This window comes from Blastococcus sp. SYSU DS0533 (assembly GCF_054050775.1).
In genome coordinates this window covers 85,168-109,440 of record NZ_JBJGZZ010000006.1, presented here as the reverse complement: position 1 = coordinate 109,440, position 24,273 = coordinate 85,168, and the positions used below count along the sequence as shown (strand labels likewise).

The window sequence follows — 24,273 nt, the reverse complement described above, 5'->3', positions numbered from 1 at the left end:
CGCACCCGTGCGACCCCGGCCGGGGTCGCCCGGGTGCGGATCCTCAGGCGGCGTCCGCGGCCCAGTCCGGGGGCGGGCCCGTGCCGAGCCGCCAGCGCGCCGCCTCCTCGGACGGGCTGTACGGGCCGAGCGCCAGGCGCAGCGCCCGCAGCTGGGCGCGGGTGACGGCCAGCTGCGACGCGCCGCCGTTGCCCCGACCGGGCACCCCGGCGCTCCCGGCGACCGACGGCGACACCACGTACGCCGCGGCGCCGGACAGCCCGCGGTAGACGAGCCGCTCGGGTGCGCTGAGGCCGGGCGGGGCGGCGAGGAACTGGCGCAGGTGGTCGGGGACGGGCCGCAGCACGGGGCGGTAGGCGGCAAGGGCCTCGGCCAGCTCGGCGGTCGTCAGCGGCAGGTCGGTGGCGCCCAGCTCCGCCGCGGCGCGGGCCCACTCCCCCACGTAGACGTCCGGCCAGCCGCAGCCGAAGCGCGGGGTCAGGTCGCCGCCGACCGCCTGCTGGGCGGCGAGGAAGGCGTCGGTGAAGGCCAGGTGCACCCAGCGCAGCAGCGCCGGGTCGGACGCCGAGTAGGCGGTGCCCCCGACCCGGCCGCGGACGCGCGCGTGCATGCCCCGGACCCGCGCCGCCTCTCGCTCGGCCAGCTCGGCCGAGCCGAAGGTGCTGACCACCAGCCAGCGGGCGGTGCCCGCCAGCCGCTTCCACGGGTCCTCGCGGTAGGCGGAGTGCCGCTGCACCCCGGCCAGCGCGAGCGGGTGCGCGCCCTGGCCCAGCAGCGCCGCGACGCCGCCGACCAGCGTCGAGAGGTCGCCGTGCACGCGCCAGACCACGCCGTCGGGCTCGAACCAGCCCGGACCGGTCCCGACGAGCGCGATGTCACGGACCCAGTCCGGGGCGCCGGTCGGGTCACCGGAGACGCGGGCCCGGAAGGCCTCCCGCGCCTGCTGGGGCAGGGAGGTCAGGGCGCGCACGCCCCCGAATGTGCCACGCGGCGGGCACCCCGGGGCGATCAGCGGGTGAGCTCGACCAGCTTCCGGACCGTGTTCCAGTTGCGGTTGGTGCCGGTCGCCCCGAGCAGCTGGTCCCACTTCCACCCCGCCGTGCGGCTGTGCTGGAACCCGTCCCGCAGCCACACGTACACCTCGCGCCCGCGCACGACGTACTCCCCGCCCTCGGCTGCCGGCAGCGCCGCCACGCGTTCGGGGTCCAGCGGCTCGGCGTAGAAGGTGACCGCATACCGGGCGGGATCCGTGGCGACGTGGCCCAGCGGGTCGGTTGCCAGCACGGCAGCCATCTCCTCCGCCGTCCGGACGACGACGGGGACGTCGAGCGCGAAGTGCTCGGCGATCGCCGCGGACAGGTCGGCGGCGAGCTCGGCTTCCGGGAGCGGGCTCTCGAGCAGGACGTTCCCGCTGGTCAGGTGGGTGCGGACCGCGCCGTACCCGCGGGCGGTGAGCACCTCGCGCAGCTGGGGCATCGAGACCCGCCGGGTGGCGCCCAGGTTGACCGCTCGCAGCAGGGCCACGTACCGGGTGCTCACGCGCGCAGGCTAGCCCGGGATGCGGGAACCGTGGGCGCCCGACGGCTCGGATCGCCCGCTCTGACCCTCCGTGCCCGGTGAACGCCAGAGGCCCAGAACCCGGCGGGTCCTGGGCCTCTGGCGAGCGGTCGTCAGGTGCGGGTCAGGCCGACTTCTCGCGGGGGGCGCGGGTGGGCTTGCGTGGCACGATCGTCGGGTTGACGTGCTCCAGCACGACCTCCTTGGTGATCACCACGGAGGCCACGTCGTCCCGGCTGGGGACGTCGTACATCACCGACTGGAGGACCTCCTCCATGATCGCCCGGAGCCCACGGGCGCCGGTGCCGCGCAGGATGGCCTGGTCGGCGACGGCCTCCAGCGCGTCGTCGGTGAACTCCAGCTCCACGCCGTCGAGCTCGAACAGCTTCCGGTACTGGCGCACCAGGGCGTTCTTCGGCTGGGTCAGGATGTTGATCAGCGCCTGGCGGTCCAGCTTGCGGACGCTGGTGATCACCGGGAGCCGGCCGATGAACTCGGGGATCATGCCGAACTTCAGCAGGTCCTCGGGCATGACCTCGGCGAAGGCGTTGGCGTCCTCGATCTCCTGCTTGCCGCGGATCTCACCGGCGAAGCCGATCCCCTGCTTGCCCGCGCGGGCCTCGATGACCTGCTCGAGGCCGGCGAACGCGCCACCCACGATGAACAGCACGTTGGTGGTGTCGATCTGGATGAATTCCTGGTGCGGGTGCTTGCGCCCACCCTGCGGCGGCACCGACGCCGTCGTGCCCTCGAGGATCTTCAGCAGCGCCTGCTGCACGCCCTCGCCGGAGACGTCGCGGGTGATCGACGGGTTCTCGCTCTTGCGGGCGATCTTGTCGACCTCGTCGATGTAGATGATGCCGGTCTCGGCCCGCTTGACGTCGTAGTCGGCGGCCTGGATCAGCTTCAGCAGGATGTTCTCGACGTCCTCGCCGACGTAGCCGGCCTCGGTGAGCGCCGTGGCGTCGGCGATGGCGAACGGCACGTTGAGCATCCGCGCCAGCGTCTGCGCGAGGTGCGTCTTCCCGCAGCCGGTGGGGCCGATCAGCAGGATGTTGGACTTCGCCAGCTCGACGGCGTCCTCGCGGGAGGCGCGGTCACCGCCGGCCTGGATCCGCTTGTAGTGGTTGTAGACCGCGACCGAGAGCGTCTTCTTGGCCTTGTCCTGGCCGATGACGTACTGGTCGAGGAAGTCGTGGATCTCCTTGGGCTTGGGCAGCTCGTCGAACTTCAGGTCCGACGACTCCGAGAGCTCTTCCTCGATGATCTCGTTGCAGAGGTCGATGCACTCGTCGCAGATGTAGACCCCGGGGCCAGCGATGAGCTTCTTGACCTGCTTCTGGCTCTTCCCGCAGAACGAGCACTTGAGCAGGTCACCGCTCTCACCGATTCGTGCCACCTGCTGACCTCCACCTCGACAGTCGCCGGTCCTGGTGTCAGGTACCCGCGGGTTGGACCCTGCTTGCTTGTCTTGTGCCCCTGCTCGGCCCCGCTGGCAGGCTGCCCCGCGAGGCTCTCCTCCCGGCGGTGCGGGCCGGGGATCGGGCGTTCGCCGAACGTACCCGCCGCCTCCGGCCGGTCCGGGCAATGACTCACCCGGATCGCCCGAGGCCGTTCCTCTTCTGTCCCGTCGTGCCCTCGGACCCCCGACGGTACGGGCCGAACACGCGTCTCGCGCGTCCCCGGCCCGTACCGGATCACGCAGTCGGGAGGGCGTTCAGCTTCCGGCTCTGGATCACCTGGTCGACGATCCCGTACTCCTTGGCCTCCGGAGCGGTGAGGATCTTGTCGCGGTCGATGTCGGCGCGGACCTGCTCGGCGCTCCGGCCGGTGTGCCGCGCCAGGATCTCCTCCATCTGCGTGCGGACCCGCTGGATCTCGGCGGCGTGGATCTCCAGGTCGGAGACCTGACCGCCGGCCTCACCGGAGGGCTGGTGGATCAGCACGCGGGAGTACGGCAGCGCCAGCCGCTTGCCCGGCGTCCCGGCCGCGAGCAGGACGGCGGCGGCCGAGGCGGCCTGCCCCATGCAGACGGTCTGGATGTCGGGCCGGACGAACATCATCGTGTCGTAGATGGCCATCAGCGAGGTGAAGGAGCCACCGGGCGAGTTGATGTAGATCGTGATGTCGCGGTCCGGGTCGGCCGACTCGAGCGTGATGAGCTGCGCCATCACGTCGTTGGCCGACGCGTCGTCGATCTGCACCCCGAGGAAGATGATGCGCTCCTCGAAGAGCTTGTTGTACGGGTTGGACTCCTTCATGCCGTAGCTCGTGCGCTCCACGAAGGAGGGCAGGATGTACCGGCTGGAGGGCATCTGGAAGCTCATGTGTCTGTGTCCTCGGGCGCTCAGTTGTCGGAGACCGGGTTGGCGCTGTCGGTCATCGCGGCACGGCTGACGACGTGGTCGACGAAGCCGTACTCGAGCGCCTCCTGCGCGGTGAACCAGCGGTCGCGGTCGGCGTCCTTCTCGATCTGCTCGACGCTCTGACCGGTGTGGAAGGACTGCAGCTCGTTGAGCTCGCGCTTGGTGCGCCGGAAGAGGTCGGCCTGGATCGCGATGTCGGCCGCGGTGCCGCCGACGCCGGCGGAGGGCTGGTGCATCATGATCCGCGCGTGCGGCAGGGCGTAGCGCTTGCCCTTGGTGCCGGCGGTGAGCAGGAACTGGCCCATCGAGGCGGCCAGACCCATGCCGTAGGTGGCGACGTCGCAGTCGATGAACTGCATGGTGTCGTAGATGGCCATGCCGGCGCTGACCGAGCCGCCGGGCGAGTTGATGTAGAGGTGGATGTCCCGCTTCGGGTCCTCGGCGGACAGCAGGAGCATCTGGGCGGCCAGCTGGTTGGCGATGACGTCGTCGACCTGGGTGCCCAGGAAGATGATGCGCTCGCGCAGCAGGCGCTCGTAGACCGAGTCGCCGAGGTTCATCCCCCCGCCGTTGGCGCGCAGCAGCGGCGCGCTGGCCAGGTTCGGGTCGGTGGTGCTCACGGGTGCGGTGACCTCCGTAGGACGCGTGTCGTGGCAGTCGGTCTCGGTGTGGTGCGGGGCCCGGAACGGCCTGCCGGGAGAGGTACCCCCCGGCGATCGCCTGAGTCCTGTCGACCCTAACGCGCACCTGCGACGGGACAGTCCCCGTGGCGGTGGTGTTCGCCGTCGGCGCAGCGGTGGCCCTGGAACGGCGACGACGCCGCCCCACCCGCGGAGGTGGGACGGCGTCGTCGGTGCCGTGCGAGCCTGCCGGCTCAGGCCTTGTTGACGTCCTCGGTGTTCTCGGTCGCCCCTTCGGCGGCCTCGGTGGCGACGGCCTGGACGCCGATCTCCCCGCCCTCGGCCGGAGCCTCCTCGGCGCCCTCGGCCGGAGCCTCCTCGGCGTCCTCGGCCGGGGCCTCCTCGGCGGCCGCCTGGACGGTCTTCGGCCGCAGGGCCTCGAGGTCGACGGGCCGGCCCGACGCGTCGGTGATCGTCGTCTGCTCGAGCAGCTGCGCCAGCGTCTTGGTGCGGCGGACGTCGGCGACGAACTCGGCGATGTTGCCGCTCTGCTGCAGCTGCTGGGCGAACTGCTCCGGGCTCATCCGGTTGCGCTGCGCCTGCGCCATGATCTGCGCCGAGAGGTCGTCGTTGCCGACGGTGACCTCACGGGCGTCGGCGATGGCGTCGAGGATGAACTGCGTCTTGACCGCCTGCTCGACGTTCTTGCGCTGGTCGGCCTCGTAGTCCTCGCGGCTGTCCACGCCCGACATCTGCAGGAACGCGTCCCAGTCCATGCCCGCCTGGGCGAGCTCGCGCTCGAAGGCCTGGTTGCGCCACTGCACCTCGCGCTCGACCAGGTTCTCGGGGACCGGCACCTCGATGGTCTCGATGAGGTGCTCGACCAGCTTGTCGCGCGCCTGGGCGCCCTGCTGGATCACCTTGGTGCGGGCCAGCCGCGTGCGGGCGTCCTCCCGCAGCTCCTCGAGGGTGTCGAACTCGCTGGCGGTCTGCGCGAAGTCGTCGTCGAGCTCCGGCAGCTCCTTCTCCTTCACCGAGCGGACGGTGACGGTGACGTCGGCCACCTGGCCGGCGTCGGGGCCGGAGAGGAGGGCGGTCTGGAAGGTCTTCGACTCGTCGGCGGAGAGACCGCGGACGGCGTCGTCGAGGCCCTCCATGAGGTTGCCCGAGCCGACCTCGTAGGACATGCCCGTGGTCGACCCGTCCTCGAGCACCTCGCCGTTGAGCTTGGCCTCGAGGTCGATGGAGACGAAGTCGCCGTCCTGCGCGGCGCGCTCGACGCCGGTGAGCATGCCGAAGCGCTCGCGCATGACGGAGATCTGCTGGTCGATCTCCTCGTCGGTGACCTCGACGTCGTCGACGGTCACGGCCAGGGAGTCGAGGGCCGGCAGCTCCAGCTGCGGCGCGACGTCGACCTCGGCGGTGAAGGCGAGGGTGTCGTTGTCGTCGAGGCGGGTCACCTCGATGTCGGGCTGGCCGAGGACGCGGACCTGGTTCTCGCGGATGACCTCGGAGTAGATTTCCGGGACGGCGTGCTGGACGACCTGCTCCAGGACGACGGGGCGGCCGAGGCGCTGGTCGAGCACGCGGTTGGGCACCTTGCCGGGGCGGAACCCGGGGACGCGGACCTGCTTGCCCAGCTCCTTGTAGACCTCACCGAAGGCGTGGTCCAGGTCCCCCCACGGCACCTCGATCGCCATCCGGACCCGCGTGGGGCCCAGTTCCTCGATGGTGCTCTTCACAGCGGCAGTGCTCCTCGGTGAGACAGTGGTGTGCAGGCGTCCGCACGAACTCGGAACGCCGGGTCGACCCCCGAGTCTAGAGACGTCGGGGCACGGTCGGGGTGGCGGGATTTGAACCCACGGCCCCCCGCTCCCAAAGCGGGTGCGCTACCAAGCTGCGCCACACCCCGTGGCCGCACGAGTCTAGGCGGCCCGGCACCCGGCCGGGTGGGCGCGGTCGGCAGGCACCCGGTCCGGCGGCGCCGTCGTCAGCCGTCGTCGACGACCAGGTCGGGGTCGACCAGCCGCAGGTCGACGCCGACGAGGTCCCAGGGGGTCACGGCCGCGGTGCAGGCACCCGAGACCACGAGCGGGTCCGCGGCGACGACGTCGCGCGCCTCCTCCGGCGAGCCGCAGCGGAGGACGTAGGCGGCGTCGCCCTCGCCCAGCGGGCCGCCGAGCAGCACCAGCTGCCGGTCGACGAGCGAGTCGACGAAGGCCTCGTGGTCGGGGCGCCGGGCGCCCGCACCCGGTGCCGCGGTGAGCAGCACCAGGAAGTAGGAGCCCCCGCTCACGCCGACACCGGCGGCCGCCGGTCGGCCCACGGCGCCGCCTCCTCCAGCGCGGCGGCCACACGGACCAGGAGGTCCTCCCGGCCGACGGCGGCGACGAGCTGGACGCCGACGGGCAGCCCCTCCTCGGTCCGGTGCAGCGGCAGGCTCACCGCCGGCTGGCCGGTGACGTTGAACTGGGAGGTGTAGGGCATGAGGCTGTTGATCCGCCGACCCTCCTCCCGGTCGCCGGCCGCGGTGAACCAGCCGAGCTCCGGCGGCGGCGCGGCGATGGTCGGCGTCACCAGCAGGTCGAAGCCCTCGCCGCCGAGTTCGGGCGGCGCCCACCACTGCGCCATCCGGCGGCTCCAGGAGCCCAGCCACGTGCGGGCGCCGAGGTACTTCTCGGCCGAGAGCCTGCGCCCGACCGCCCGGTACATCTGGTTGCGCGGCTCCAGCTCCTCGTCCTCGATCGGGCGCCCCAGGGACCGCTCGAACGCCGAGAGGGTGAGCGCCACGTCCGCCGCGATGGTCGTGGTGAACCAGCGGGGGAACTCGGGGTCGAACATCGCCCCCGGCGTCCCCGGCTCCACGTCGCAGCCGAGGTCGGCGAGCAGCCGGCCGGTGCGCTCGACCGCCGCCCGGCACGCGGGGTGGTCGAGGTACTGCTCCCCCGGCTCGGCGTCCAGCAGGCCGACGCGGAGCCGGCCCACCGGCGCCCCGACCTCCTCCGCGAGCGGGCGGGGCAGCGCCGGGGCGGCGTAGGGGTCGCCGGGCATGGGGCCGCCGATGGCGTCGAGGACGGCGGCGGTGTCGCGCACCGTGCGGGTGACGACGCCGTCGATGGTGGCGCCGGCCCACCCCTCCCCCACCTCGGGCCCCTGGCTGACGCGGGCCCGCGTGGGCTTGAGCCCGACGAGCCCGCACTCGGCCGCGGGGATGCGGATGGAGCCGCCGCCGTCGTTGGCGTGCGCGACCGGCACCAGGCCGGCGGCGACCGCGGCGGCCGACCCGCCGCTGGAGCCGCCGGTGGAGCGGTCGGTGTCGTACGGGTTGCGGGCGGGCGGGTTCGCGGCCGGCTCGGTCGTGATCGTCGTCCCGAACTCGGGCACGTTGGTGCGGCCGAGGACGACGAAGCCCGCCGCGCGGAAGCGGGCGGCGAGGTGGCTGTCGACGGGCCACCGGACGTCGGCGTCGCGCAGGAAGGAGGTGCCGTAGTGGGTGGCCTCGCCGGCGACGTGGCAGCCGAGGTCCTTGAGCAGGATCGGCACGCCGCGGAACGGCCCGTCGGGCAGGTCGCCGGCGGCCTCGGCGCGGGCGGCGTCGAAGCGGTCGCGGATCACCGCGTCCAGCCGCGGGTTCACCCGCTCGATCCGCTCGATCGCGGCGTCGACGAGCTCCGCGGGCGTGGCCCGGCCCGTGCCGACGAGCTCGGCCTGCGCGGTGGCGTCCATCCAGGTGGTCTCCGTCACACGGGCACCGTAGCGGCGGCCTGCGACGCCGCGACCGGCCCCCGACGCCGGGACGGCCGGCGCCGGATCAGCCACTCCGCGACCGCGAGGTTGACCGCCCAGCCGGCGCCCATGAGCAGCGCCTCGGTGGTCGGCCCGGGCGCACCCACGACCGCCGCGCCGAGGCCGGCGGTGAACACCTGCGTACCCGCGCCGAGGCCGAGGGCGTAGCCGCGCAGCATCCAGGCGCGGTGCCGCCGGACGTCGCGGCGCACGATCGCGGCGACCCCGAGCACCAGCGCCACGGCCATGCCGGCCCCCGCCGCGGCGCGGAGCGCGGTGAGCAGCCCGCCGTCGGCCCCGGTGGTCACGACGGTGAGCCAGAGCCCGCTGACCGCGGCCACCAGCCCGGCCGGCGCGACGATCCGCCCGGTGACCCGGTGCCATCGGGGCCGCCGGCCGCGCGTGCCCGGCACGAACTGGAAGGCGCCGACGACCGTGAACACCAGCGCGCTGACGATGTGCACCGCGAGCGGCACCGGCGCGCCGGCGGAGCGCGGGGGTTCGAGCACCGCCGCGCCCCCGGAGAGCTCGACCAGGCGGAGGGCGCCGGCGAGGAGCGGCACGAGGGCGAGGGCGACGAGCCCGGCGGGCACCAGCCACTGCCGGCGGGACGTCGTCGGTGCTGCTGCGGTCATGCACCAGATCGTCGAGGCGGTGACGGCGCAGGTCATCGCCTGGAAGTCCGGTTCCGGCCTCCTCCTTTGGTCGGAGGGCCCGGCTACCCGCGAGGCGGCACGCGGTGCGTCTCGTAGGCCCAGATCGCGATCTCCACCCGGTTCCGGACGCCGAGCTTGGCCATCAGGCTGCCGACGTGCGTCTTGACCGTGCTGAGGGTGATGTGCAGCTCGCGCGCGATCTCGTCGTTGGAGCGGCCCCGGGCGACGGCGGCGAGGACGTCCTCCTCGCGGTCGGTCAGCGGGTCGACCGGCTGGGCCGGCGGCGCGGCCGGTGCCGCACCCGCGAAGGCGTCGAGCAGGCGCGCGGTCACGCTGGGCGCGATGAGCGCGTCGCCGCGGGCCGCGGCGTGCACGGCCTGGGCCAGCAGGTCCGGGCCGGCGTCCTTGAGCAGGAAGCCGCGCGCGCCGGCGCGCAGCGCGGCGTAGACGTACTCGTCGAGGTCGAAGGTCGTGATGACGACGACCGGCACGGGGTCGGCCACCCCCGGGCCGGCGAGCCGCCGCGTCGCCTCGAGGCCGTCGGTGCCCGGCATCCGGACGTCCAGCAGGCAGACGTCGGGGCGGAGCCGGCGCGCGAGCGCGACCGCGGCAGCGCCGTCGGCGGCCTCGCCGACCACCTCGATGCCGGGCTGGGCGTCGAGGATCATCCGCAGCCCGGTGCGCACGATCTCCTGGTCGTCGGCGACGAGCACCCGCACGCTCACGCCGCTCCCCGCCGGGGCAGCACGGCGGTGACGGTCCAGCCCCGCTCGGGCCCGGGGCCGGCGGAGAACGTGCCACCGAGCAGCTGCACCCGTTCGGCCATCCCGCGCAGGCCGTAGCCGGGGTCACCGGTCCGGGCGGTGCCGTCGCCGTCGTCGCGCACCTCCAGGTCCACCCGCGCATCGTCGACGACCACCCGAACGTCGACGCGGGTGGCGCGCCGCGCGTGCCGGCGGGCGTTCGTGACGGCCTCCTGGGCCACGCGGTAGACGGCCGTGGCCACCGGGGCCGGCACGTCGTCGACGTCGCCGAGGACCCGGACGTCGACGACGAGCCGCTCGTGGCCGACGAGCTCGTGCAGATCGGCCAGCCCCGGTGCGGGGGCCAGCTCGGCGGGTGAGTCCCGGCGGAGCGAGCGCACCATGCTGCGCATCTCGGCCAGCGTCCGGGACGCCTCCGCCTCGATGAGGCGGAGCGCCTCGGTGGCGGCCTCCGGTCGCACCGCCGACGTGGCCAGGCCGGCCTGCGCGCGGACGGCGATCGCCGAGACGTGGTGGGCGACGGTGTCGTGCAGGTCGCGCGCCAGGTGCTCGCGCTCTCGCGAGGCCACCTGGTCGAGCTCGCGGGCCCGCGCCCGGGCCCGGTAGCGGGCGGCCGCGCCGGTGGCGAGGGTGGCGAGCAGGATGGCGGCCCCGCCGATGACGTCCCCCGCCGAGACCGGGCCCACGAGCACCGTCGAGGCGGCGCTGACCAGCATGAGCACCGCGCCGGCGAGCGCCTCGCGCCCGGAACCCCACCGCACGACGGCGTAGGGCAGCAGCAGGCCGACCGCAGCGGAGTACATGCCGTCGTCGTCGCCGGTGACGACGGCGAGCACGCCCAGGGCGCCGAACCAGAGGACGAGGACGAGCAGCGGGCGGGTGCGGCGCCACAGCAGCAGCGGGGCGAGCGCGCAGAGGACGGCGACCTGCAGCCAGCGGGCGGTCAGGTCGGGCCGCAGCACGCCCTCCAGCACGGCGACGAACCCGGTCAGGACGACGACCCCCCGGTCCCACCGGACCCGCGCGGGCGGGTCGGGTGGTCGCGGTTCGCCCCAGAGTGAGCGCAGCAGCCCCTGCACGCGGCTCACCGTACGAGCCGGAGCGCCGGAGTTGATCAGCCGGAAGTACGAGTCCACCCCGGGGGGTCAGGCGTCCACCGGCTCCCAGTCGACGACACGGGACGCCACCGCGTCGAGCAGCGGGCGGTCGTGCGAGACCGCCAGCAACCCGATGCCGGCGGCGCGGCAGTGCTGCAGCAGCAGGTCCCAGATCACGGCCTGGGTGACGGCGTCGACGCTCGCGCTGATCTCGTCGGCGACCAGGTAGCGCGGCCGGGCCAGCAGCGCCCGCGCCAGGTTGACCCGTTGGAGTTCACCGCCGCTGATCTCGTGGGGGCGGCGGTCCAGCCAGGCGGGGTCCACGAGCCGCCGGTCCAGCGCGGCGACGTCGCCGTCCGCCGCGCCGGTCGCGGCAAGCACCCGCCGCACCGTCCAGCGCGGGTCCATCGCGCGTTCGGGGTGCTGCAGCACGAGCTGCACCGGGTGCGGGGCGCGTCGGGCCCGCGGCACGACGCCGTCGACGGTCACCCGGCCGCGGACCGGGGTGGCGAAGCCGGCCAGCACCCGGCCGAGCGTGCTCTTGCCCCCGCCGCTGGGGCCGCACAGCCCCACGACCTCCCCTGCCCCGACCCGCAGGTCGACCCCGGCGAGGACCCACGGCTGCGCGGCGCCGTAGCGGAACCAGACGTCCTCGGCGTGCAGCATCAGGCCTCCGCCGTCGCCGGCGCCCGGAACCCGTTGGCGGGCAGCGCGTGCCAGAGCGACCGCGTGTAGGGGTGCCGCAGGGACGCCCCGTCGCCGGTGAACGCCCGCGGGTCGGCGACGTCGACCGTGCGGCCGTCGCGGCAGATGACCACCCGGTCGGCGACGGCGAGCGCGGCGACCAGCTCGTGGGTGATCAGGACGACCGCGCACCCCTCGTCGGCCATCGCGCGGAACTCGGCGAGCGTGGTCGCGACGGTGGTGGCCGGCAGGCCGGTGGTCGGCTCGTCGGCGACGAGGACGCGCGGCCGGCTCATCGTCGCCATCGCGACCAGCACGCGTCGCGCCATGCCGCCCGAGAGCTCGTGGGGGTACAGCCGCAGCACCTCGGGCCCGAGCCCGCGGCGGGCCAGCGCCTCCCGGGCGGCCCGCCGCGGATCGGGGTGGCCGGCGAGCCGCGCCGAGCGCCGCACCTGCCGGCCCACCCGGCTCAGCGGGTCGAGGAACCCCACCGACTGCGGCAGCAGCGCGATGCCGCGCCCGGCCAGCCGGCGGCGCCCGTCCGGGTCGACCTGCACGCCGTCGAAGCTCACCGTGCCCCGCTCCACCGCGTTGGGCGGCAGCAGCCCCAGGACGGCGTGCGCGAGCAGCGACTTGCCTGCCCCGCTGGCCCCGACGAGCGCGACCACCTCCCCCGCCGCCGCGGTGAGGTCCATGCCGGCCAGCGCGGTCACCGTCCGCCGGCGCAGCCCGCGTTCGTACTGGACGAACTCCACCTCCAGGCCGCGGACCTCCAGCAGCTGGCTCACAGGTGGGCGCTCCGCGGGTCCAGCAGCGCCCGGGTGTTCTCGCCGATCGTGTCGACCAGCTTCACCACGACCAGGAGGCACAGCCCGGGCAGCACCGCCAGCCACCAGGCGCCGGCGCTCAGGTAGCGCATCGACTCGGCCAGCAGCACCCCGATCGAGGGCTCACCCGGGTCGACCCCCAGGCCGAGGAAGGACAGGGCCGCCTCGTGCAGGATCGCGTGCGGGAACAGCAGCACCGCGCCGACGAGGAAGTGTCCGGTCAGGTGCCCGGCGAGGTGGTGCCGGGCGATCCAGCCGCGACCGTGCCCGAGCTGCCGGGAGACAGCGACGTGGTCGGAGCAGATGATCTCCCGCGCCCGGCCGCGCAGCACCCGGGTGAGCGTCGGCCAGTGCGTGAGGGCGACGGCGAGCACCGCGGCCCGGGTGCCCCCGCCGAACACGAACGCCAGCAGGATCAGCAGCACCAGGTGCGGCAGCGCGAGGAAGAGGTCGACCAGCCAGCTCACCGCCCGGTCGACGACGCCGCCGAACACCGCCGCGGCCGAGGCGAGCACCAGCGCGATCACGGCGGAGACCAGCGCCGCCGTCGTCCCGACCACGAGGCTGAGCCGCAGGCCGGCCAGGACGCGGGCGAGCAGGTCGCGGCCCAGCGGGTCGGTACCGAAGGGGTGGGCGGCCGACGGGCCGAGGTTCCGGTCGGCCAGCGCCGTGGTCGACGCGGCGTCGCCCGCGACACCCCCGGCGACGAAGACGCCGAGCACGACCAGCAGCGAGAGCCCGACCCAGGCGAGCGTCCGGCGCCGCCGGTCCCCGAGGAACCGGGGCCGGACGGCAGGGGCGGCGGTGCTCACCGCACCCCCTGCCCGGCCGGGGACGGCGCGACCTGTTCCCGCGGGGGCAGCGCACCCGGTGCCGGCGGACGGGACGCAGCGACCGGGCCGCGCAGGCCGCGCCCAGCACGGCGGGCGGCGGCGAGGTCCACGGAGACCCGGGGGTCGAGCCGGGCGTGCACGAGGTCGCCGACCTGGTTGCCGACGAAGACGAACACGGTGGTGAAGAGGACGATCCCCAGCAGCAGCGGCACGTCCTGCCCGAGGGCGGCGGCGGTGGTCGCGGCGCCCAGCCCCGGGTAGGAGAAGACCTGCTCGGCGAGGACCGCCCCACCGAAGAGCTCCCCGAGCGAGCTGAACTGCAGCAGCACGGCCGGGGCGGCGGCGTTGCGCAGCACCCGGTGGACGACGACGCCGGTCGCCGACTCCCCCTGCGCGCGGGCGAAGGCGACGTAGTCGCCGGCCAGCGCCTCGACCACGGCGTGCCGGGTGTGCAGCACGACCGGGGCGACCCCCACGATCGAGAGGGTGAGCGCCGGCAGCAGCAGGTGGTGCAACCGGTCGAGCAGGGTGACGTCCTCTGCGAGGGTGCCGACCGGGACCGCGCAGCACACCGGCGTCCAGCCCAGCTGCACCGAGAAGACGTAGAGCAGCAGGAGACCGACCCAGAACGTGGGCGCCGAGGCCAGCGTGTAGGCCCACCAGCAGATCGCCCGGTCGGTGAACCTGCCCTGCCGTGCGCCGGCGAGCACGCCGAGCGCGAAACCGAACAGCCCGGAGAGCAGCCAGGCGGTGGCCATGAGCGCCAGGCTGGCGAGGAAGCGCTCACCGATGACCTCGGCGACCGGCTGGTCGAACGTGAGCGACCGGCCGAGGTCACCCTGCGCGAGCTGCCCCGCCCACGCGAGGAACCGCTCGACCGGTGGCTCGTCGAGCCCCCAGCGCTCGGCGATCAGCGCCCGCTGCTCGGGCCCGACGGCGGCGATGTCCCCGCCGACGTAGGCGTCCACCGGGTCGACCGGCGAGTGGACCACCAGCGCGAACGACGCGGTGGCGACCGCGACCAGCAGCACGGCCAGCCGCACCAGCCGGCCGGCCACCCAGCGCCCGGCGCGGCTCAGCAGCTCCACTGCCAGTCCGCGATCCCCGCGGTGATCGGCCAGCCGTGGCCGTGCGGCTCGACCTGCGGGCTGCCGAGGTCGAGGCACTCGTCGACGAAGTAGGTGTGCTCGAGGTTGACCAGCCAGGCCCAGGCCGCGTCCCCCGTCGGCCCGAACCCCGTGCCCTCGCCGTCGTACTGGGCGGCCTGCCAGTGCGGGATCGCCGTCTCCTGGTCGGAGGCGGCCATCGCCGCCTCGAGGTGCGCGTCGACCTCGGGGTCCGCGTAGTAGCCGGGGTTCCAGTACTCGACGCCGGCCTGGGTCGACGAGTAGAGGTTGTACATCTCGGTGGGGTCGAGGCTCCCCCAGCCGAAGAGCACGGCGTCGGCGTGCAGCCGCTCGTCCATGACGTCCCAGCTCGCGCCGTCCGGCGTCACCTCGATGCCCACGGGGGCGAGCATGTCGGCGACCGCGAGGGCGAGCGCCTGCCGCAGCGAGTCGTCGGCCGGATAGCGCAGGGTGAAGGCCGCCGGGACGCCGTCGCGCTCGCGCACGCCGTCGCCGTCGGTGTCCACCCAGCCGGCCTCCTCGAGCAGCCGCTCGGCCCTGGCGGTGTCGGCGTCGGTGATCGCCGCCGCGGGCTCGTCCCAGGGCAGCCCGTCGACCGGCCCGGTCGCCGGTGTGCCGTAGCCCTCCAGGATCCCGTCCACGAGCGCGGCCCGGTCCACCGCGTAGGTGACCGCCTGGCGCACGGCGCGGTCGGAGGTGACGTCGTTGCCGATCGGCTGCCCGTCGTCGGTCGTCCGCCCCTCGTCGGGGACGACGGGGAACATGATCCCGCGGTTGTCGACCGACGGGACCGCCACCAGCCGCATGCCCGGTACCCGGGTGGTGGCCAGCTGGGCGGGGACGGCGGCCATGTCGACCTGCCCCGCAGTCGCGGCGGCCAGGGAGGTGTCCTCGCCGGTGAACTGGAAGACCAGCCGCTCGAAGGCCGGCTGCTCGCCGTAGTAGTCGTCGTTGCGCTCGACGATGAGCTGCTGGCCCTCGTCCCACTGCACGAACGTGTAGGGCCCGGAGCCGACCGGGTTGCGCGCGTAGTCCGGGCCGTGCGCGTGCTCGGGCACGATGCCCAGGGAGGCCAGCCGGTTGACGAACGTGCTCTGCGGCCGTTCCAGGCGCAGCTCGACGGTGTCCTCGTCGACGGCGACGGCCTCGGCCAAGGCGGTGACGTCGGTCAGGCCACCGCTCCGGCTCGCGGTCGTGAAGGTGTAGGCGACGTCGGCCGCGGTGACGGGCTCGCCGTCGGTGAAGCGGGCGTCGGTGCGCAGGTCGACGGTCCACACCAGGCCGTCCTCGCTGACCGACCAGCCGGTCGCCAGGTCGGGGACGAGGTCGAGGTCCGCGTCGCGGGTCAGCAGCGTCGACTGGAACAGCGGCGAGCCGTACCGGCCCCAGCCGAGCGTGGGGTCGTAGCCGTCGTCCGGCTCACCGCCGATCGCCAGCCGCAGCTCGGTGGGCGCCGTCGAGCCGGCCGCCGCCCCGGGCCCGCCGGCGACACCACCGCAGCCGGCGACCAGCGCCACCGCAGCGGCGACGGCCAGCGCGCTCCGGACCGCTCCCCGCCGTGCGTGCACGTGACGTCCTCCCGGCTGAAACGGCGTGCCGCACCCGGTGCGCGCCATGCCGCTGCCGAGGCTATTGCAAACCCCTTGCAACAAGCCATCCGGGGTTGCGCACCGCAACCGGAACACCGACCGTTGCTGCTCCGTTGGACTACGGGGCGGGCACGCCCCAGATCCTCCTCCGAAAAGAGCCATGAGCCCCTATCACAGTCCTCAGGCCGCGCCCCTCCGCAACGGGAAGATGGTGCGCGGCCGGTGACCGAAGTGCTCTCGTTGCTGCTCGGAGTGCTCGTCGTGCTGGCGATCACGGCCGTCACGGGCTACTTCGTCGCCCAGGAGTTCGCCTACATGGCGGTCGACCGCGCGACGCTCGCCGCGCGGGCGGAGGCGGGCGACGCCGCCGCGCAGCGCGCCCTGGGCGTCACCCGCCGGACCTCGTTCATGCTGTCGGGGGCCCAGCTCGGCATCACCGTCACCGGGCTGCTGGTCGGGTACGTCGCCGAACCCCTGATCGGTGAGTCTCTCGGCGCCCTCCTGGGAGGCGCGGGCGTCCCCACAGCGGTCGGCGTCGGCGTCGGCGCGGTGCTGGCGCTGCTCTTCTCCACGGTCGTGCAGATGCTCTTCGGGGAGCTGTTCCCGAAGAACCTGGCCATCTCCCGCCCCGAGCCGGTCGCCCGGTGGCTGGCCGCTTCGACGGTCGTGTACCTCAAGGTCTTCGGCTGGCTGATCTGGGTCTTCGACCAGGCGTCGAACCTGCTGCTGCGGGCGCTGCGGATCGAGCCCGTCCACGACGTGGAGCACGCGGCCACCGCCCGCGACCTGGAGCACATCGTCGAGGAGTCGCGCGACAGCGGGAACCTGCCGGCGGAGCTGTCGATGCTGGTCGACCGCATCCTCGACTTCCCCGACCGCGACGTCGAGCACGCGATGATCCCGCGCCCGCGGGTGGACACCGTCCAGGACACCGACACCCTCGGCCACCTGCGCGCGCTCATGACCCACGGCCACTCGCGCTACCCGGTGCTCGAATCCGGGACCGGCGACGTCGTCGGCGCGGTGCACCTGGCCGACCTGCTGGCCACGCCCGAGCCGGACACCGCCCTGGTGACGACGATCGCCCGGGAGTGCCCGGTCGTCTCCACGTTCACCCCGCTGCCCGAGGCGCTGCGGCAGCTCGCCGAGGCCGGCGAGAAGATGGCCTGCGCCATCGACGAGTACGGCGGCTTCGCCGGCATCGTCACGGTGGAGGACCTGGCCGAGGAGCTGGTCGGCGAGATCACCGACGAGCACGACGACGAGCGCCCGGAGTACGTGCCGCTCGTGGGGGACGGCGTCTGGGAGATGGCCGGTGACGTGCACGTCGACGAGGTCGAGCGGGCGCTCGGGATCGACCTGCCGGAGGGCCACCACGAGACGATCGCCGGGCTGGTCATCACCGCTGCCGGCGCCCTGCCCGAGCCCGGCGACCGGCTGACCATCGAGCTGCCGCCGGACCCTGCCGACCTGGTGCACGCCGACGAACCCTCCCCGCGGTTCCTGCACGTCGAGGTGCTCGCCGTGGAGAGGCACGTGCCCTCGCGCGTCCGCCTCGAGCTGCCCGATCGGGCCGGTGCGACCGCCGGGCGGGACCACGCGACCGACCAGGGGGCAGCCCGATGAGCGAGAACCCGTGGGTGGTCCTCACCGCGACCGTCGTCATCGTCGCGCTGTCCGCGTTCTTCGTCGCGGTCGAGTTCGCCGCTCTCGCCGCCAAGCGCCACCGGCTGGAGGAGGCCGCACCCGACAGCCGGGCGGCCCGCGCGGCGCTGCGCAACTCCTCCGAGCTCACCCTGCTGCTGGCCGGGTCGCAGCTGGGCATCACCGCGGCCACCCTGGCCCTGGGCGCGGTCAGCAAGCCGGCGGTGCACCACTGGCTCACCCCGCTGTTCGAATCCTGGGGGCTGCCGCTGGTCGCCGCCGACGTCGCCGGGTTCGTGCTGGCGCTGCTGGTGATCACGTTCATCCACCTCGTGGTCGGCGAGATGGCGCCGAAGTCCTGGGCGATCGCCCACCCGGAGCGCTCGGCCACCCTGCTGGCGGCGCCGATGCGGGCCTTCATGGCGGTGTTCCGGCCGCTGCTGCGCCTGCTCAACGCGGCCGCCAACCGGCTCGTCCGCGCCGTCGGGGTGCAGCCGGCCGACGAGCTCGCCGTCGGGCACAGCCCCGACGCGCTGCGGCACCTGGTCGAGCACTCGGCCGACGTCGGCGCGCTGGACGCGAGGTTCTCCGTGCAGATCGCGGGTGCGCTCGAGCTGGAGCGCATGACCGTCCGGGACCTCGTCACCCCGGACGCGCCCCTCGTCACCGTGCCGGGGAACGCCACCGTCGAGGCGGTGCGCGAGGCGACCCGGCGCAGCGGGCACCTACGCATCCTGCTCGGGACGCGGGCGCGGCTGACCGGTGTGGTGCACGTGCGCGACACCCTCGCCTCCGCTCCCGGCACTCCGGCGGCCGGGTTCGCCCGCCCGGTGTTCGACCTGGACGCCGGCACCACGGTGTGGGCGGCGCTCGCGGCGATGCGCGAGACGCGGAACCACCTGGCCGTGGTCAGCGAGGGCGGTTCGGTGCTCGGCGTGGTCACCATGGCCGACGTCCTGCACCGGCTGCTGCCCCAGCCGACGGCCGCCGAGCCGGCCGGCTGAGCCGGGGACGCCCATCGGAGGCTCTGCCTCTGCCCCCCCCCGTCGGGGCCAGTACGGCAACACGTGGGGGGAAATGTGGGACATCTCTGCGTCCCTCGACGGGCCTCGGTGACCGCTGCGCTCGGCCGACCCAGGGGGTTCTGAGCTTGGCCGTGTGCGGCGGCCAGCTGCGGCAGCGACACGCGGTTCTGCACTGGGCGATCAGCAGCCCGCTGGCGCGCAGCAACGTCTCCCTTGCGTCACGCTTCGGGTGGAGCTGCTGGACTCCGAGGTCGTAGGACCGCACGATGCGAGCTGTGAACCGACCCCGGCCGGTGTGGCCCCTGCTGGCGATGGCGGCGCTGCTGGCCGCCACGCCTGCGCTGGCCGCCTGCGGCGCCGGCGGGCCGGGCAGTTCGCCCTACGTCGCGGAGTTCGGCCTCGGAGCTGATACGCCCGAGGCCCGGGAGTTCGTGCTCACGCCGCTCCCCGGACCACGCGTTGAGGTGCTCCCCGCGCCGTCCCCTGCGCCCCGAATCACGCTGCCCGACCCCGGGGAAGGGTTCGACGAGCGGACCTACACGCCCTCGCCGGCGCCTGCGCCCGACTCCGGTGGCCCGTCGCCCCTCGAGTCGGCCTTCCAGCCCTCGATCGCCTGGGTCAACGACGGCCAGTACCTCGCGGTGGTCACCTTCGGCAGTTCCAGCTGTCCCAGCGGACCGCTTGGTATCGAGGTGGTCGCAGAGCAAGAGATCGAGGTCCGCCTGGGACCGCTGTTCCCCGACCGGGACGTCTGCTCTGCGGACATGAGCGGGCACGTCACGGTGGTGGAGCTGCCGTCGGGGGTCACGCCGACGAAGCCTCTGGCGGCCCGCTTCGGGGACCACGAGGTGACCATCGAGGCCACGGGTCGCTGACCCGGTCCCGCCGTACCGACTCGCTTGCCTGCGTCCGGTCACGGACCGGCTGTGTCAGCTGGCGGGCGGCAAGCGGTGCAGCTGGTAGCGGTACGTGTGGGTGCTCTGCGGCGGGCGCAGTTCGATGTCGGCCGGTGTGCGCACCGGGTCGGCTTTCCGCTGCCGGGTGATCCGGCCCGCGGCGGCCTGGCGGGCTGCGGCGGCGCGGCGGAACGACCCGTGGAACCACACCTCGAGGTCGAGGTAGCCGGGGTTGCTGTTGGCCTTCGCCAGCACGGTGGTGACGAGCTGCTCCACGTCGCCGTCGCGGTCGGGGCTGCGGGCCCAGTGCCGGGCGACTTCGAGCGCGAGGTGCGGGTCGGCCAGGTGCAGGCCGCGCTCGACCGCCGAGGCGAGCAGCTTGCTGACGGTGGTGTGCTGGTGCTTGGCGCGGGCCTCCTGCACGACGACCCACAACATGTGCGCGGCCATGTCGGACAGGCCCTGCGCCGGCCAGGTGTCGATCTTGCGGGCGCTCTTGCCGTAGTACAGGTCCTTCTTCACCTGCTTGGACAGCAGGCTGACCGGGACGCCGGCCGCGGTGGTGCCGTAGTCGAGGGCGCGGCGGGTGAGCAGCCGGTAGATGACGTCCCGCGGGCAGGGGCGTCCGGCGACACAGGCCGGGCAGGCGGCGTGCGGCTCGCACGGCTGGGCGTCGCGGATCTGCTGATGGTTGGCCCTGTACCAGGCCCGCGCCGCCGGCCGGTCGAGGCGTTCCAGCAGCGGTTCCAGCGCGACGAGCAGGGTGCCCACGTCGCCGGGGTCGCGCGTGGTGGCCAGCAGCGCGGTGAGCCGGTCGAGGAGGCGGGGCGCGTGACGCTCGTCGTAGAGCACCTTCTCCGCGATCGTCGGGCAGTGCAGCCGCACGCAGGCGGCGATCTGCGCGGTCCAGGCGTCGAGCGCGGCCTCGGTCGGTCGGGCCGGCAGCCGGGTGCGGCCGTGGCAGGCGCGGATGTGGCCGGCCGGGATCTGCGGAGCGCGCATCCGCCGTCGGCGGCGGACTGTGGCAGCGATGTCGCTGCTGCGCTTGGGCTTGGTGACGCGGCAGAACTCGTCCCAGGTGGCGATGCCCAGCAGCGCGGCCTCGGCCAGGAGACAGTCGAGCACCTCGGCGGTGTCCTGAGCGTCCTTGAGCGCCTTGTGCAGCCGGGCCTGGGCGCGCGGCACGGCGAGGGTGGTGTTGATGCCGTACCGGGTGGCGAGGTCGGTGAGCTTGGCGAAGTTGGCGACGCCGGGCAGCTTGAGCCGGACGCCGAGGAACTCGGTGTCGAAGACGAGCCGGTCGAATGGGGTCATCCCGGCGCGGGCGTAGGCGGCGGCCAGGTGCCCGACGTCGAACAGGGCGTTGTGGCAGACCAGCGCGGCGTCGGGGTGCCCGGCGAGGAAGGCGTCCAGCTCGGCCAGCACGGCGGCGACGTCGGGCTGGCCGGTGAGGTCTGCGGTGCGGATGCCGTTGTAGGCGCTGCTGTCCCTGTCCACCGGGACGCGGGGGTTGGCCAGCCGGTGGAAGGTCTCCCGACGGGTGCCGTTGAGCAGCACCACCGCCCCGACCGAGATCGGGTGGAAGGCGGCCTCGGCGGTCTTGGTTGCCTTCGTGTGCGTGGTCTCGATGTCGAGGACGACGAACTCGCGGCCGGCGACCAGCTCCTGGTACGCCGCCCCCTTCTCCGGCGCGGTGCTCACGAGGAGTGCCGTTCGAGCAGCTCGGTGACGGAGAACGCGTCGCGCAGGCCGAGCACGCCCGCGGGCTCGGTCAGGGCGCGCGGCGGCGGTGCCCAGCCCGCGGTGCGCTTGGACGCCTCGCGCAGGGTGCGGGCGACCTCGTGCTGGTCGAGCAGCGCGCCGTTGGCGGCGGCTACGACGAGGTCGCCGAGCAGGTTGGTGCGGGCCAGGTTGGAGAACATCGCGCCGCGTCGGGTGGTCAGCCGCTTGACCCACGCCCGGATCTGCGCCTCGACCGCCGAGTTGCTGACCTGCACCTCCGGGTCGTTCTGCCGCTGCGCCACCAGCGCGGTGCGGCGCAGCAGCGGCTCGTAGCGGCGGCGCTGCGCGGCCACCAGGTCGGCCGGCAGGTCGGCGGCGGCCGTCGCGTCTTCCAGCTCGTCGAACCAGGTGCTGACGGCCTTCGGCCCGCCGTCGCGCATCAGCTCGCGGCTGAGCCGGTACATGTGGTCGCGCACCTTGTCGGCCAGCCGCCCGCGGGGCGGGGTCAGCCTGGCCTCGATGTTGCGGGTCGCGTGGTACATGCACGGCACGAACGTGGTCTTCTTGCCCCACACGGCGGTCGCGGCCTTCTCGATCGCCGCCGCGCCGTCGGCGACGAGGAAGTTCGGCGCGTCGAGCTCGGCCAGGACCAGCCGCCAGGCCTCGGTGGAGGCGTTGGGCAGCGCCCGCACCCGCACCAGCCGGCTCGACCGGCCGGTGACCTTGCCGTCCTTGTCGCGCTCCCAGCTGGTCCGGGTGACCACCAGCGCGGTCCACACAACCGGGGCGTTGGTCAGCGTGGCCGACCGGGCGTAGTCCCGCTTCACCGCCACCTCGTCGGCGAAGTACACCACCGGCAGCCCCTCGGCCCGGTAGGCCGCCTCCTCCACCTGCATCGCCGCGAGCGCCGGCTCGGTGATGAACGGGGCGAACCGCTCGAGGATGTCGGCCGAGAGGTGCCAGTGCGCCTTCAGCTCCCGGCGCGGACCGAACTGGCCGGCCTCGTGCAGCTCCTCGGGCGTCTTGCCGCCGACCGTGCGCACTCGCCCGGTCGGGCGCTTCATCTGCTCCAACGCTCGCTTCGACACCGCCGTGTAGGCGTGCCCGTCGGCCAGCTCGCGCAGCACCGACACGACCACCGGTGTCGGCACGTTCAGCCGCCGGCTGACCGCCTCCTCCCCGGCGTGCCTCGGGGTCAGCACCTCGCAGTCCGGGCAGCAGGTGTCGTCCTCCACCGCCGCGCGCGGCAGCGGAGCGGAGAAGGTGTGGGCGTCGCCGTCGTCGGTCCGACTCACGCAGCGGTACCGCTGCCGCTCGCCGGCGGCGGTCTTGTAGGTGCCGTGGGGCCACACGTAGCGCCCGCCGTGCCCCGGCCTGGGGCACTCCGGCGCACTCACCACCTGGTCGATCAGCAGCCGCGCGTCCGCCTTCGGCCGGGTGAGCACCGTGAAGTAGTGGACCCCGGCCTCGCCGTCCTGCTCGAACCGGCAGCGGAACACGCGCGTCGCTCCGCGCCTCGACTGCCTGGCCTCGTGAGCATGGACCTGCGCGCCCGCGTGCCCGTCCGGGCACGCGGGCGCAGGCACAGACCGGCGAGCGGCCACCGTGTGCACCTCCGACGCCGAGGGCGCGGGCGGCCCTTACGCAGCGTCAAGATCAAACCACACAGCGCGGACAAAGTCCCACATTTCCCCCCACGTGTTGCCGTACTGCCGTCGGGGGCAGAGGCAGAGCGTCGTCCGGGGCGGTCCCCGTGGAGCGGCCTCGTGCGGTTCGGCTCTGCTGACCGGGCCACGCCACGCCCTCGGGTGGCGGCGCGCTACGCTCGTCGCGGCTCGGCAGCCCGGTGGATCTCGGTCCCCGGGTGGCTCCGATGTCGAGGGAGTTCGCTTCCTCGCGCCACCACGCGGGTGTAGCTCAATGGTAGAGCCCCAGCCTTCCAAGCTGGCCATGCCGGTTCGATCCCGGTCACCCGCTCCACGCGCGACCAGGGTGTGTGCCGCGTGTCCGCTTCAGCGGGCCGCGTCGGCCGGCGTGCTCGTCCGTCCACCGCCGGCGCTGCCGATCCCGGACCATGCGGATCTCCCGGACCCCGCCCTCGACCTGCGCCGTCCCGTCGGCGGCGAAGCCGTGCTTGCGGTAGAACGCCTGGGCTCGGGGGTTCGGGTCGGCCACCCACAGCGCCACGGGCTCCTCCGGATCGACGACCGCCCGCAGCAGCGCCGACCCGGCACCCGTGCCGTGGTCGGCCGCCCGCACGTAGAGCACGTACAGCTGCCGCCGCCACGTCGCCCCGGCGTCCAACGGTGGGCCCGACATGGCGATCCCGAACATGTCGTCGCTCCGCGAGGCGACGGCCACGCGGTTCTCGCGGTAGCGCCCGTCGGTCAACGCGGCAGTCCAGAACCGCTCCCGCGCGGCCAGGAAGCCCGGGTCGTCGAGCACCGCGTCGGGCAGGAGTCCCCGGTACGTCTCCTGCCAGCACTGCACGTTCACGCGCGCCATCTGCGCGACGTCGTCGACCCGCGCCGGGCGGACGGCCAGGCGGGGCCCCGCCGCCCCCATGACCGGGTCGCCGCCTGTGGCCGGGTCGGGTGGGCTCATCCGCCCGCGAGCGCGACGCCGTGGCGGCTGGTCACCGAGCGGACCGCCGGCATCGACTCCTCCAGCGGCCGGTCGACCGCGACGGTGCGGGCGAAGTCGGCGAAGAACCGCCCGGCGCCGTCCCCGGAGGTGATCACCAGGAGCCGTGCGGATCCGCCGACGACCCCGAAGGTGGCCGGCGTACCGGCCGGGACGACGACCAGCCCGCCAGGCTCCACGTCGTAGGACGTCCCGTCGACGACCGCGGTGATCCGGCCCTCCAGCAGGAAGAGCACCCCGGCCCACGGCGAGATGTGTGGCGGAGCCATCGGCGCCGCGGGCGCGACCACCTCGAAGACCTCGAAGCTGCCGCCGGCGTCCCGGACGGTGACCTTCGCGATGTGGTCGCCGTCGATCATGCGGTGGTGCCGGCCTTCCCCGGGACGGACGTGCACGGTGCTCATGGCTCCTCCTCGGGCGGGATGCGGACAGCCTTG

23 protein-coding genes and 2 tRNA genes are annotated in these 24,273 nt (G+C 74.2%); 4 read left to right on the top strand and 21 right to left on the bottom strand.

Annotated elements, in window-relative coordinates; translation table 11 throughout:
- Positions 1–43 precede the first annotated feature (43 nt).
- The 17 genes from ACI79W_RS09930 to ACI79W_RS09850 all read right to left on the bottom strand — a co-directional run bounded on the left by ACI79W_RS09930 (position 44) and on the right by ACI79W_RS09850 (position 15,885).
- Positions 44–970 (bottom strand): oxygenase MpaB family protein, encoded by a 927-nt coding sequence (locus tag ACI79W_RS09930; RefSeq protein ID WP_456561916.1) that lies wholly within the window; start codon positions 968–970, stop codon positions 44–46.
- A gap of 38 nt (positions 971–1,008) precedes the next feature.
- Positions 1,009–1,539: a DUF1697 domain-containing protein gene (locus tag ACI79W_RS09925; protein ID WP_456561915.1), complete on the bottom strand. Its 531-nt coding sequence runs from the start codon at positions 1,537–1,539 to the stop codon at positions 1,009–1,011.
- 142 nt (positions 1,540–1,681) lie between these two features.
- Positions 1,682–2,956, bottom strand: coding sequence for an ATP-dependent Clp protease ATP-binding subunit ClpX (gene clpX / locus ACI79W_RS09920; RefSeq protein ID WP_236832893.1), 1,275 nt, complete (start codon positions 2,954–2,956; stop codon positions 1,682–1,684).
- Between the two features lie 298 nt (positions 2,957–3,254).
- The gene (locus tag ACI79W_RS09915; protein ID WP_456561914.1) at positions 3,255–3,884 is read right to left on the bottom strand and encodes an ATP-dependent Clp protease proteolytic subunit; all 630 of its coding nucleotides are present in this window, start codon (positions 3,882–3,884) and stop codon (positions 3,255–3,257) included.
- Between the two features lie 20 nt (positions 3,885–3,904).
- The gene (locus tag ACI79W_RS09910) at positions 3,905–4,543 is read right to left on the bottom strand and encodes an ATP-dependent Clp protease proteolytic subunit (protein ID WP_374201379.1); all 639 of its coding nucleotides are present in this window, start codon (positions 4,541–4,543) and stop codon (positions 3,905–3,907) included.
- 254 nt (positions 4,544–4,797) lie between these two features.
- Entirely contained in the window at positions 4,798–6,285 is a 1,488-nt protein-coding gene (tig, locus tag ACI79W_RS09905; RefSeq protein WP_456561913.1) for a trigger factor, read from the bottom strand.
- 96 nt (positions 6,286–6,381) lie between these two features.
- Positions 6,382–6,455 (bottom strand) — tRNA-Pro (locus ACI79W_RS09900).
- Between the two features lie 78 nt (positions 6,456–6,533).
- Entirely contained in the window at positions 6,534–6,839 is a 306-nt protein-coding gene (locus ACI79W_RS09895; protein ID WP_456561912.1) for a YciI family protein, read from the bottom strand.
- Positions 6,836–8,287: an amidase gene (locus ACI79W_RS09890; RefSeq protein ID WP_456561911.1), complete on the bottom strand. Its 1,452-nt coding sequence runs from the start codon at positions 8,285–8,287 to the stop codon at positions 6,836–6,838. Before ACI79W_RS09890 ends, ACI79W_RS09895 begins: the two co-directional genes overlap by 4 nt.
- Complete coding sequence (locus ACI79W_RS09885) at positions 8,284–8,964, bottom strand: DUF2306 domain-containing protein (RefSeq protein WP_456561910.1); 681 nt, start codon at positions 8,962–8,964, stop codon at positions 8,284–8,286. The genes ACI79W_RS09890 and ACI79W_RS09885 overlap by 4 nt, the downstream gene beginning before the upstream one ends.
- 83 nt (positions 8,965–9,047) lie before the next feature.
- The gene (locus tag ACI79W_RS09880) at positions 9,048–9,710 is read right to left on the bottom strand and encodes a response regulator (protein ID WP_456561909.1); all 663 of its coding nucleotides are present in this window, start codon (positions 9,708–9,710) and stop codon (positions 9,048–9,050) included.
- On the bottom strand, positions 9,707–10,828 hold the full coding sequence (locus ACI79W_RS09875; RefSeq protein WP_456561908.1) for a sensor histidine kinase: 1,122 nt from the start codon (positions 10,826–10,828) through the stop codon (positions 9,707–9,709). The genes ACI79W_RS09880 and ACI79W_RS09875 overlap by 4 nt, the downstream gene beginning before the upstream one ends.
- 66 nt (positions 10,829–10,894) lie before the next feature.
- Positions 10,895–11,512, bottom strand: coding sequence for an ABC transporter ATP-binding protein (locus tag ACI79W_RS09870; RefSeq protein ID WP_456561907.1), 618 nt, complete (start codon positions 11,510–11,512; stop codon positions 10,895–10,897).
- Positions 11,512–12,318: an ATP-binding cassette domain-containing protein gene (locus ACI79W_RS09865; RefSeq protein ID WP_456561906.1), complete on the bottom strand. Its 807-nt coding sequence runs from the start codon at positions 12,316–12,318 to the stop codon at positions 11,512–11,514. Before ACI79W_RS09865 ends, ACI79W_RS09870 begins: the two co-directional genes overlap by 1 nt.
- Entirely contained in the window at positions 12,315–13,169 is an 855-nt protein-coding gene (locus ACI79W_RS09860; protein ID WP_456561905.1) for an ABC transporter permease, read from the bottom strand. Before ACI79W_RS09860 ends, ACI79W_RS09865 begins: the two co-directional genes overlap by 4 nt.
- Positions 13,166–14,278 (bottom strand): ABC transporter permease, encoded by a 1,113-nt coding sequence (locus ACI79W_RS09855; protein ID WP_456561904.1) that lies wholly within the window; start codon positions 14,276–14,278, stop codon positions 13,166–13,168. The genes ACI79W_RS09860 and ACI79W_RS09855 overlap by 4 nt, the downstream gene beginning before the upstream one ends.
- Entirely contained in the window at positions 14,266–15,885 is a 1,620-nt protein-coding gene (locus ACI79W_RS09850; protein ID WP_456561903.1) for an ABC transporter substrate-binding protein, read from the bottom strand. Before ACI79W_RS09850 ends, ACI79W_RS09855 begins: the two co-directional genes overlap by 13 nt.
- A 243-nt stretch (positions 15,886–16,128) precedes the next feature.
- Here ACI79W_RS09850 and ACI79W_RS09845 point away from each other — a divergent pair, with 243 nt between their 5' ends.
- The 3 genes from ACI79W_RS09845 (at position 16,129) to ACI79W_RS09835 (ending at position 19,450) form a co-directional block, all read left to right on the top strand.
- Positions 16,129–17,532 (top strand): hemolysin family protein, encoded by a 1,404-nt coding sequence (locus ACI79W_RS09845; RefSeq protein WP_456561902.1) that lies wholly within the window; start codon positions 16,129–16,131, stop codon positions 17,530–17,532.
- Complete coding sequence (locus ACI79W_RS09840) at positions 17,529–18,554, top strand: hemolysin family protein (RefSeq protein ID WP_456561901.1); 1,026 nt, start codon at positions 17,529–17,531, stop codon at positions 18,552–18,554. Before ACI79W_RS09845 ends, ACI79W_RS09840 begins: the two co-directional genes overlap by 4 nt.
- A gap of 296 nt (positions 18,555–18,850) precedes the next feature.
- Positions 18,851–19,450: a hypothetical protein gene (locus tag ACI79W_RS09835; RefSeq protein ID WP_456561900.1), complete on the top strand. Its 600-nt coding sequence runs from the start codon at positions 18,851–18,853 to the stop codon at positions 19,448–19,450.
- Positions 19,451–19,504: 54 nt separating this feature from the next.
- Here ACI79W_RS09835 and ACI79W_RS09830 read toward each other — a convergent pair whose 3' ends face one another.
- Both ACI79W_RS09830 and ACI79W_RS09825 read right to left on the bottom strand, forming a co-directional pair.
- Complete coding sequence (locus ACI79W_RS09830; protein WP_456561899.1) at positions 19,505–21,172, bottom strand: 3'-5' exonuclease; 1,668 nt, start codon at positions 21,170–21,172, stop codon at positions 19,505–19,507.
- Positions 21,169–22,692: a hypothetical protein gene (locus ACI79W_RS09825; protein WP_456561898.1), complete on the bottom strand. Its 1,524-nt coding sequence runs from the start codon at positions 22,690–22,692 to the stop codon at positions 21,169–21,171. Before ACI79W_RS09825 ends, ACI79W_RS09830 begins: the two co-directional genes overlap by 4 nt.
- Before the next feature lie 407 nt (positions 22,693–23,099).
- On the opposite strand from ACI79W_RS09825, the gene ACI79W_RS09820 reads away from it, so the two are divergent.
- Positions 23,100–23,173, top strand: a tRNA-Gly gene (locus tag ACI79W_RS09820).
- Here ACI79W_RS09820 and ACI79W_RS09815 read toward each other — a convergent pair.
- Complete coding sequence (locus tag ACI79W_RS09815; RefSeq protein WP_456561897.1) at positions 23,162–23,797, bottom strand: N-acetyltransferase family protein; 636 nt, start codon at positions 23,795–23,797, stop codon at positions 23,162–23,164. The two genes, ACI79W_RS09820 and ACI79W_RS09815, sit on opposite strands and share 12 nt — an antisense overlap.
- Entirely contained in the window at positions 23,794–24,240 is a 447-nt protein-coding gene (locus ACI79W_RS09810) for a cupin domain-containing protein (protein WP_456561896.1), read from the bottom strand. Before ACI79W_RS09810 ends, ACI79W_RS09815 begins: the two co-directional genes overlap by 4 nt.
- Positions 24,241–24,273: the final 33 nt, after the last annotated feature.

Excerpts from the sequence above, each read along its gene's own strand:
- ACI79W_RS09915 (WP_456561914.1), bottom strand. The coding sequence starts at position 3,884 with ATGAGCTTCCAGATGCCCTCCAGCCGGTACATCCTGCCCTCCTTCGTG.
- ACI79W_RS09885 (WP_456561910.1), bottom strand. The coding sequence starts at position 8,964 with ATGACCGCAGCAGCACCGACGACGTCCCGCCGGCAGTGGCTGGTGCCC.
- ACI79W_RS09870 (WP_456561907.1), bottom strand. The coding sequence starts at position 11,512 with ATGCTGCACGCCGAGGACGTCTGGTTCCGCTACGGCGCCGCGCAGCCG.
- ACI79W_RS09840 (WP_456561901.1), top strand. The coding sequence starts at position 17,529 with ATGAGCGAGAACCCGTGGGTGGTCCTCACCGCGACCGTCGTCATCGTC.
- ACI79W_RS09815 (WP_456561897.1), bottom strand. The coding sequence starts at position 23,797 with ATGAGCCCACCCGACCCGGCCACAGGCGGCGACCCGGTCATGGGGGCG.
- ACI79W_RS09810 (WP_456561896.1), bottom strand. The coding sequence starts at position 24,240 with ATGAGCACCGTGCACGTCCGTCCCGGGGAAGGCCGGCACCACCGCATG.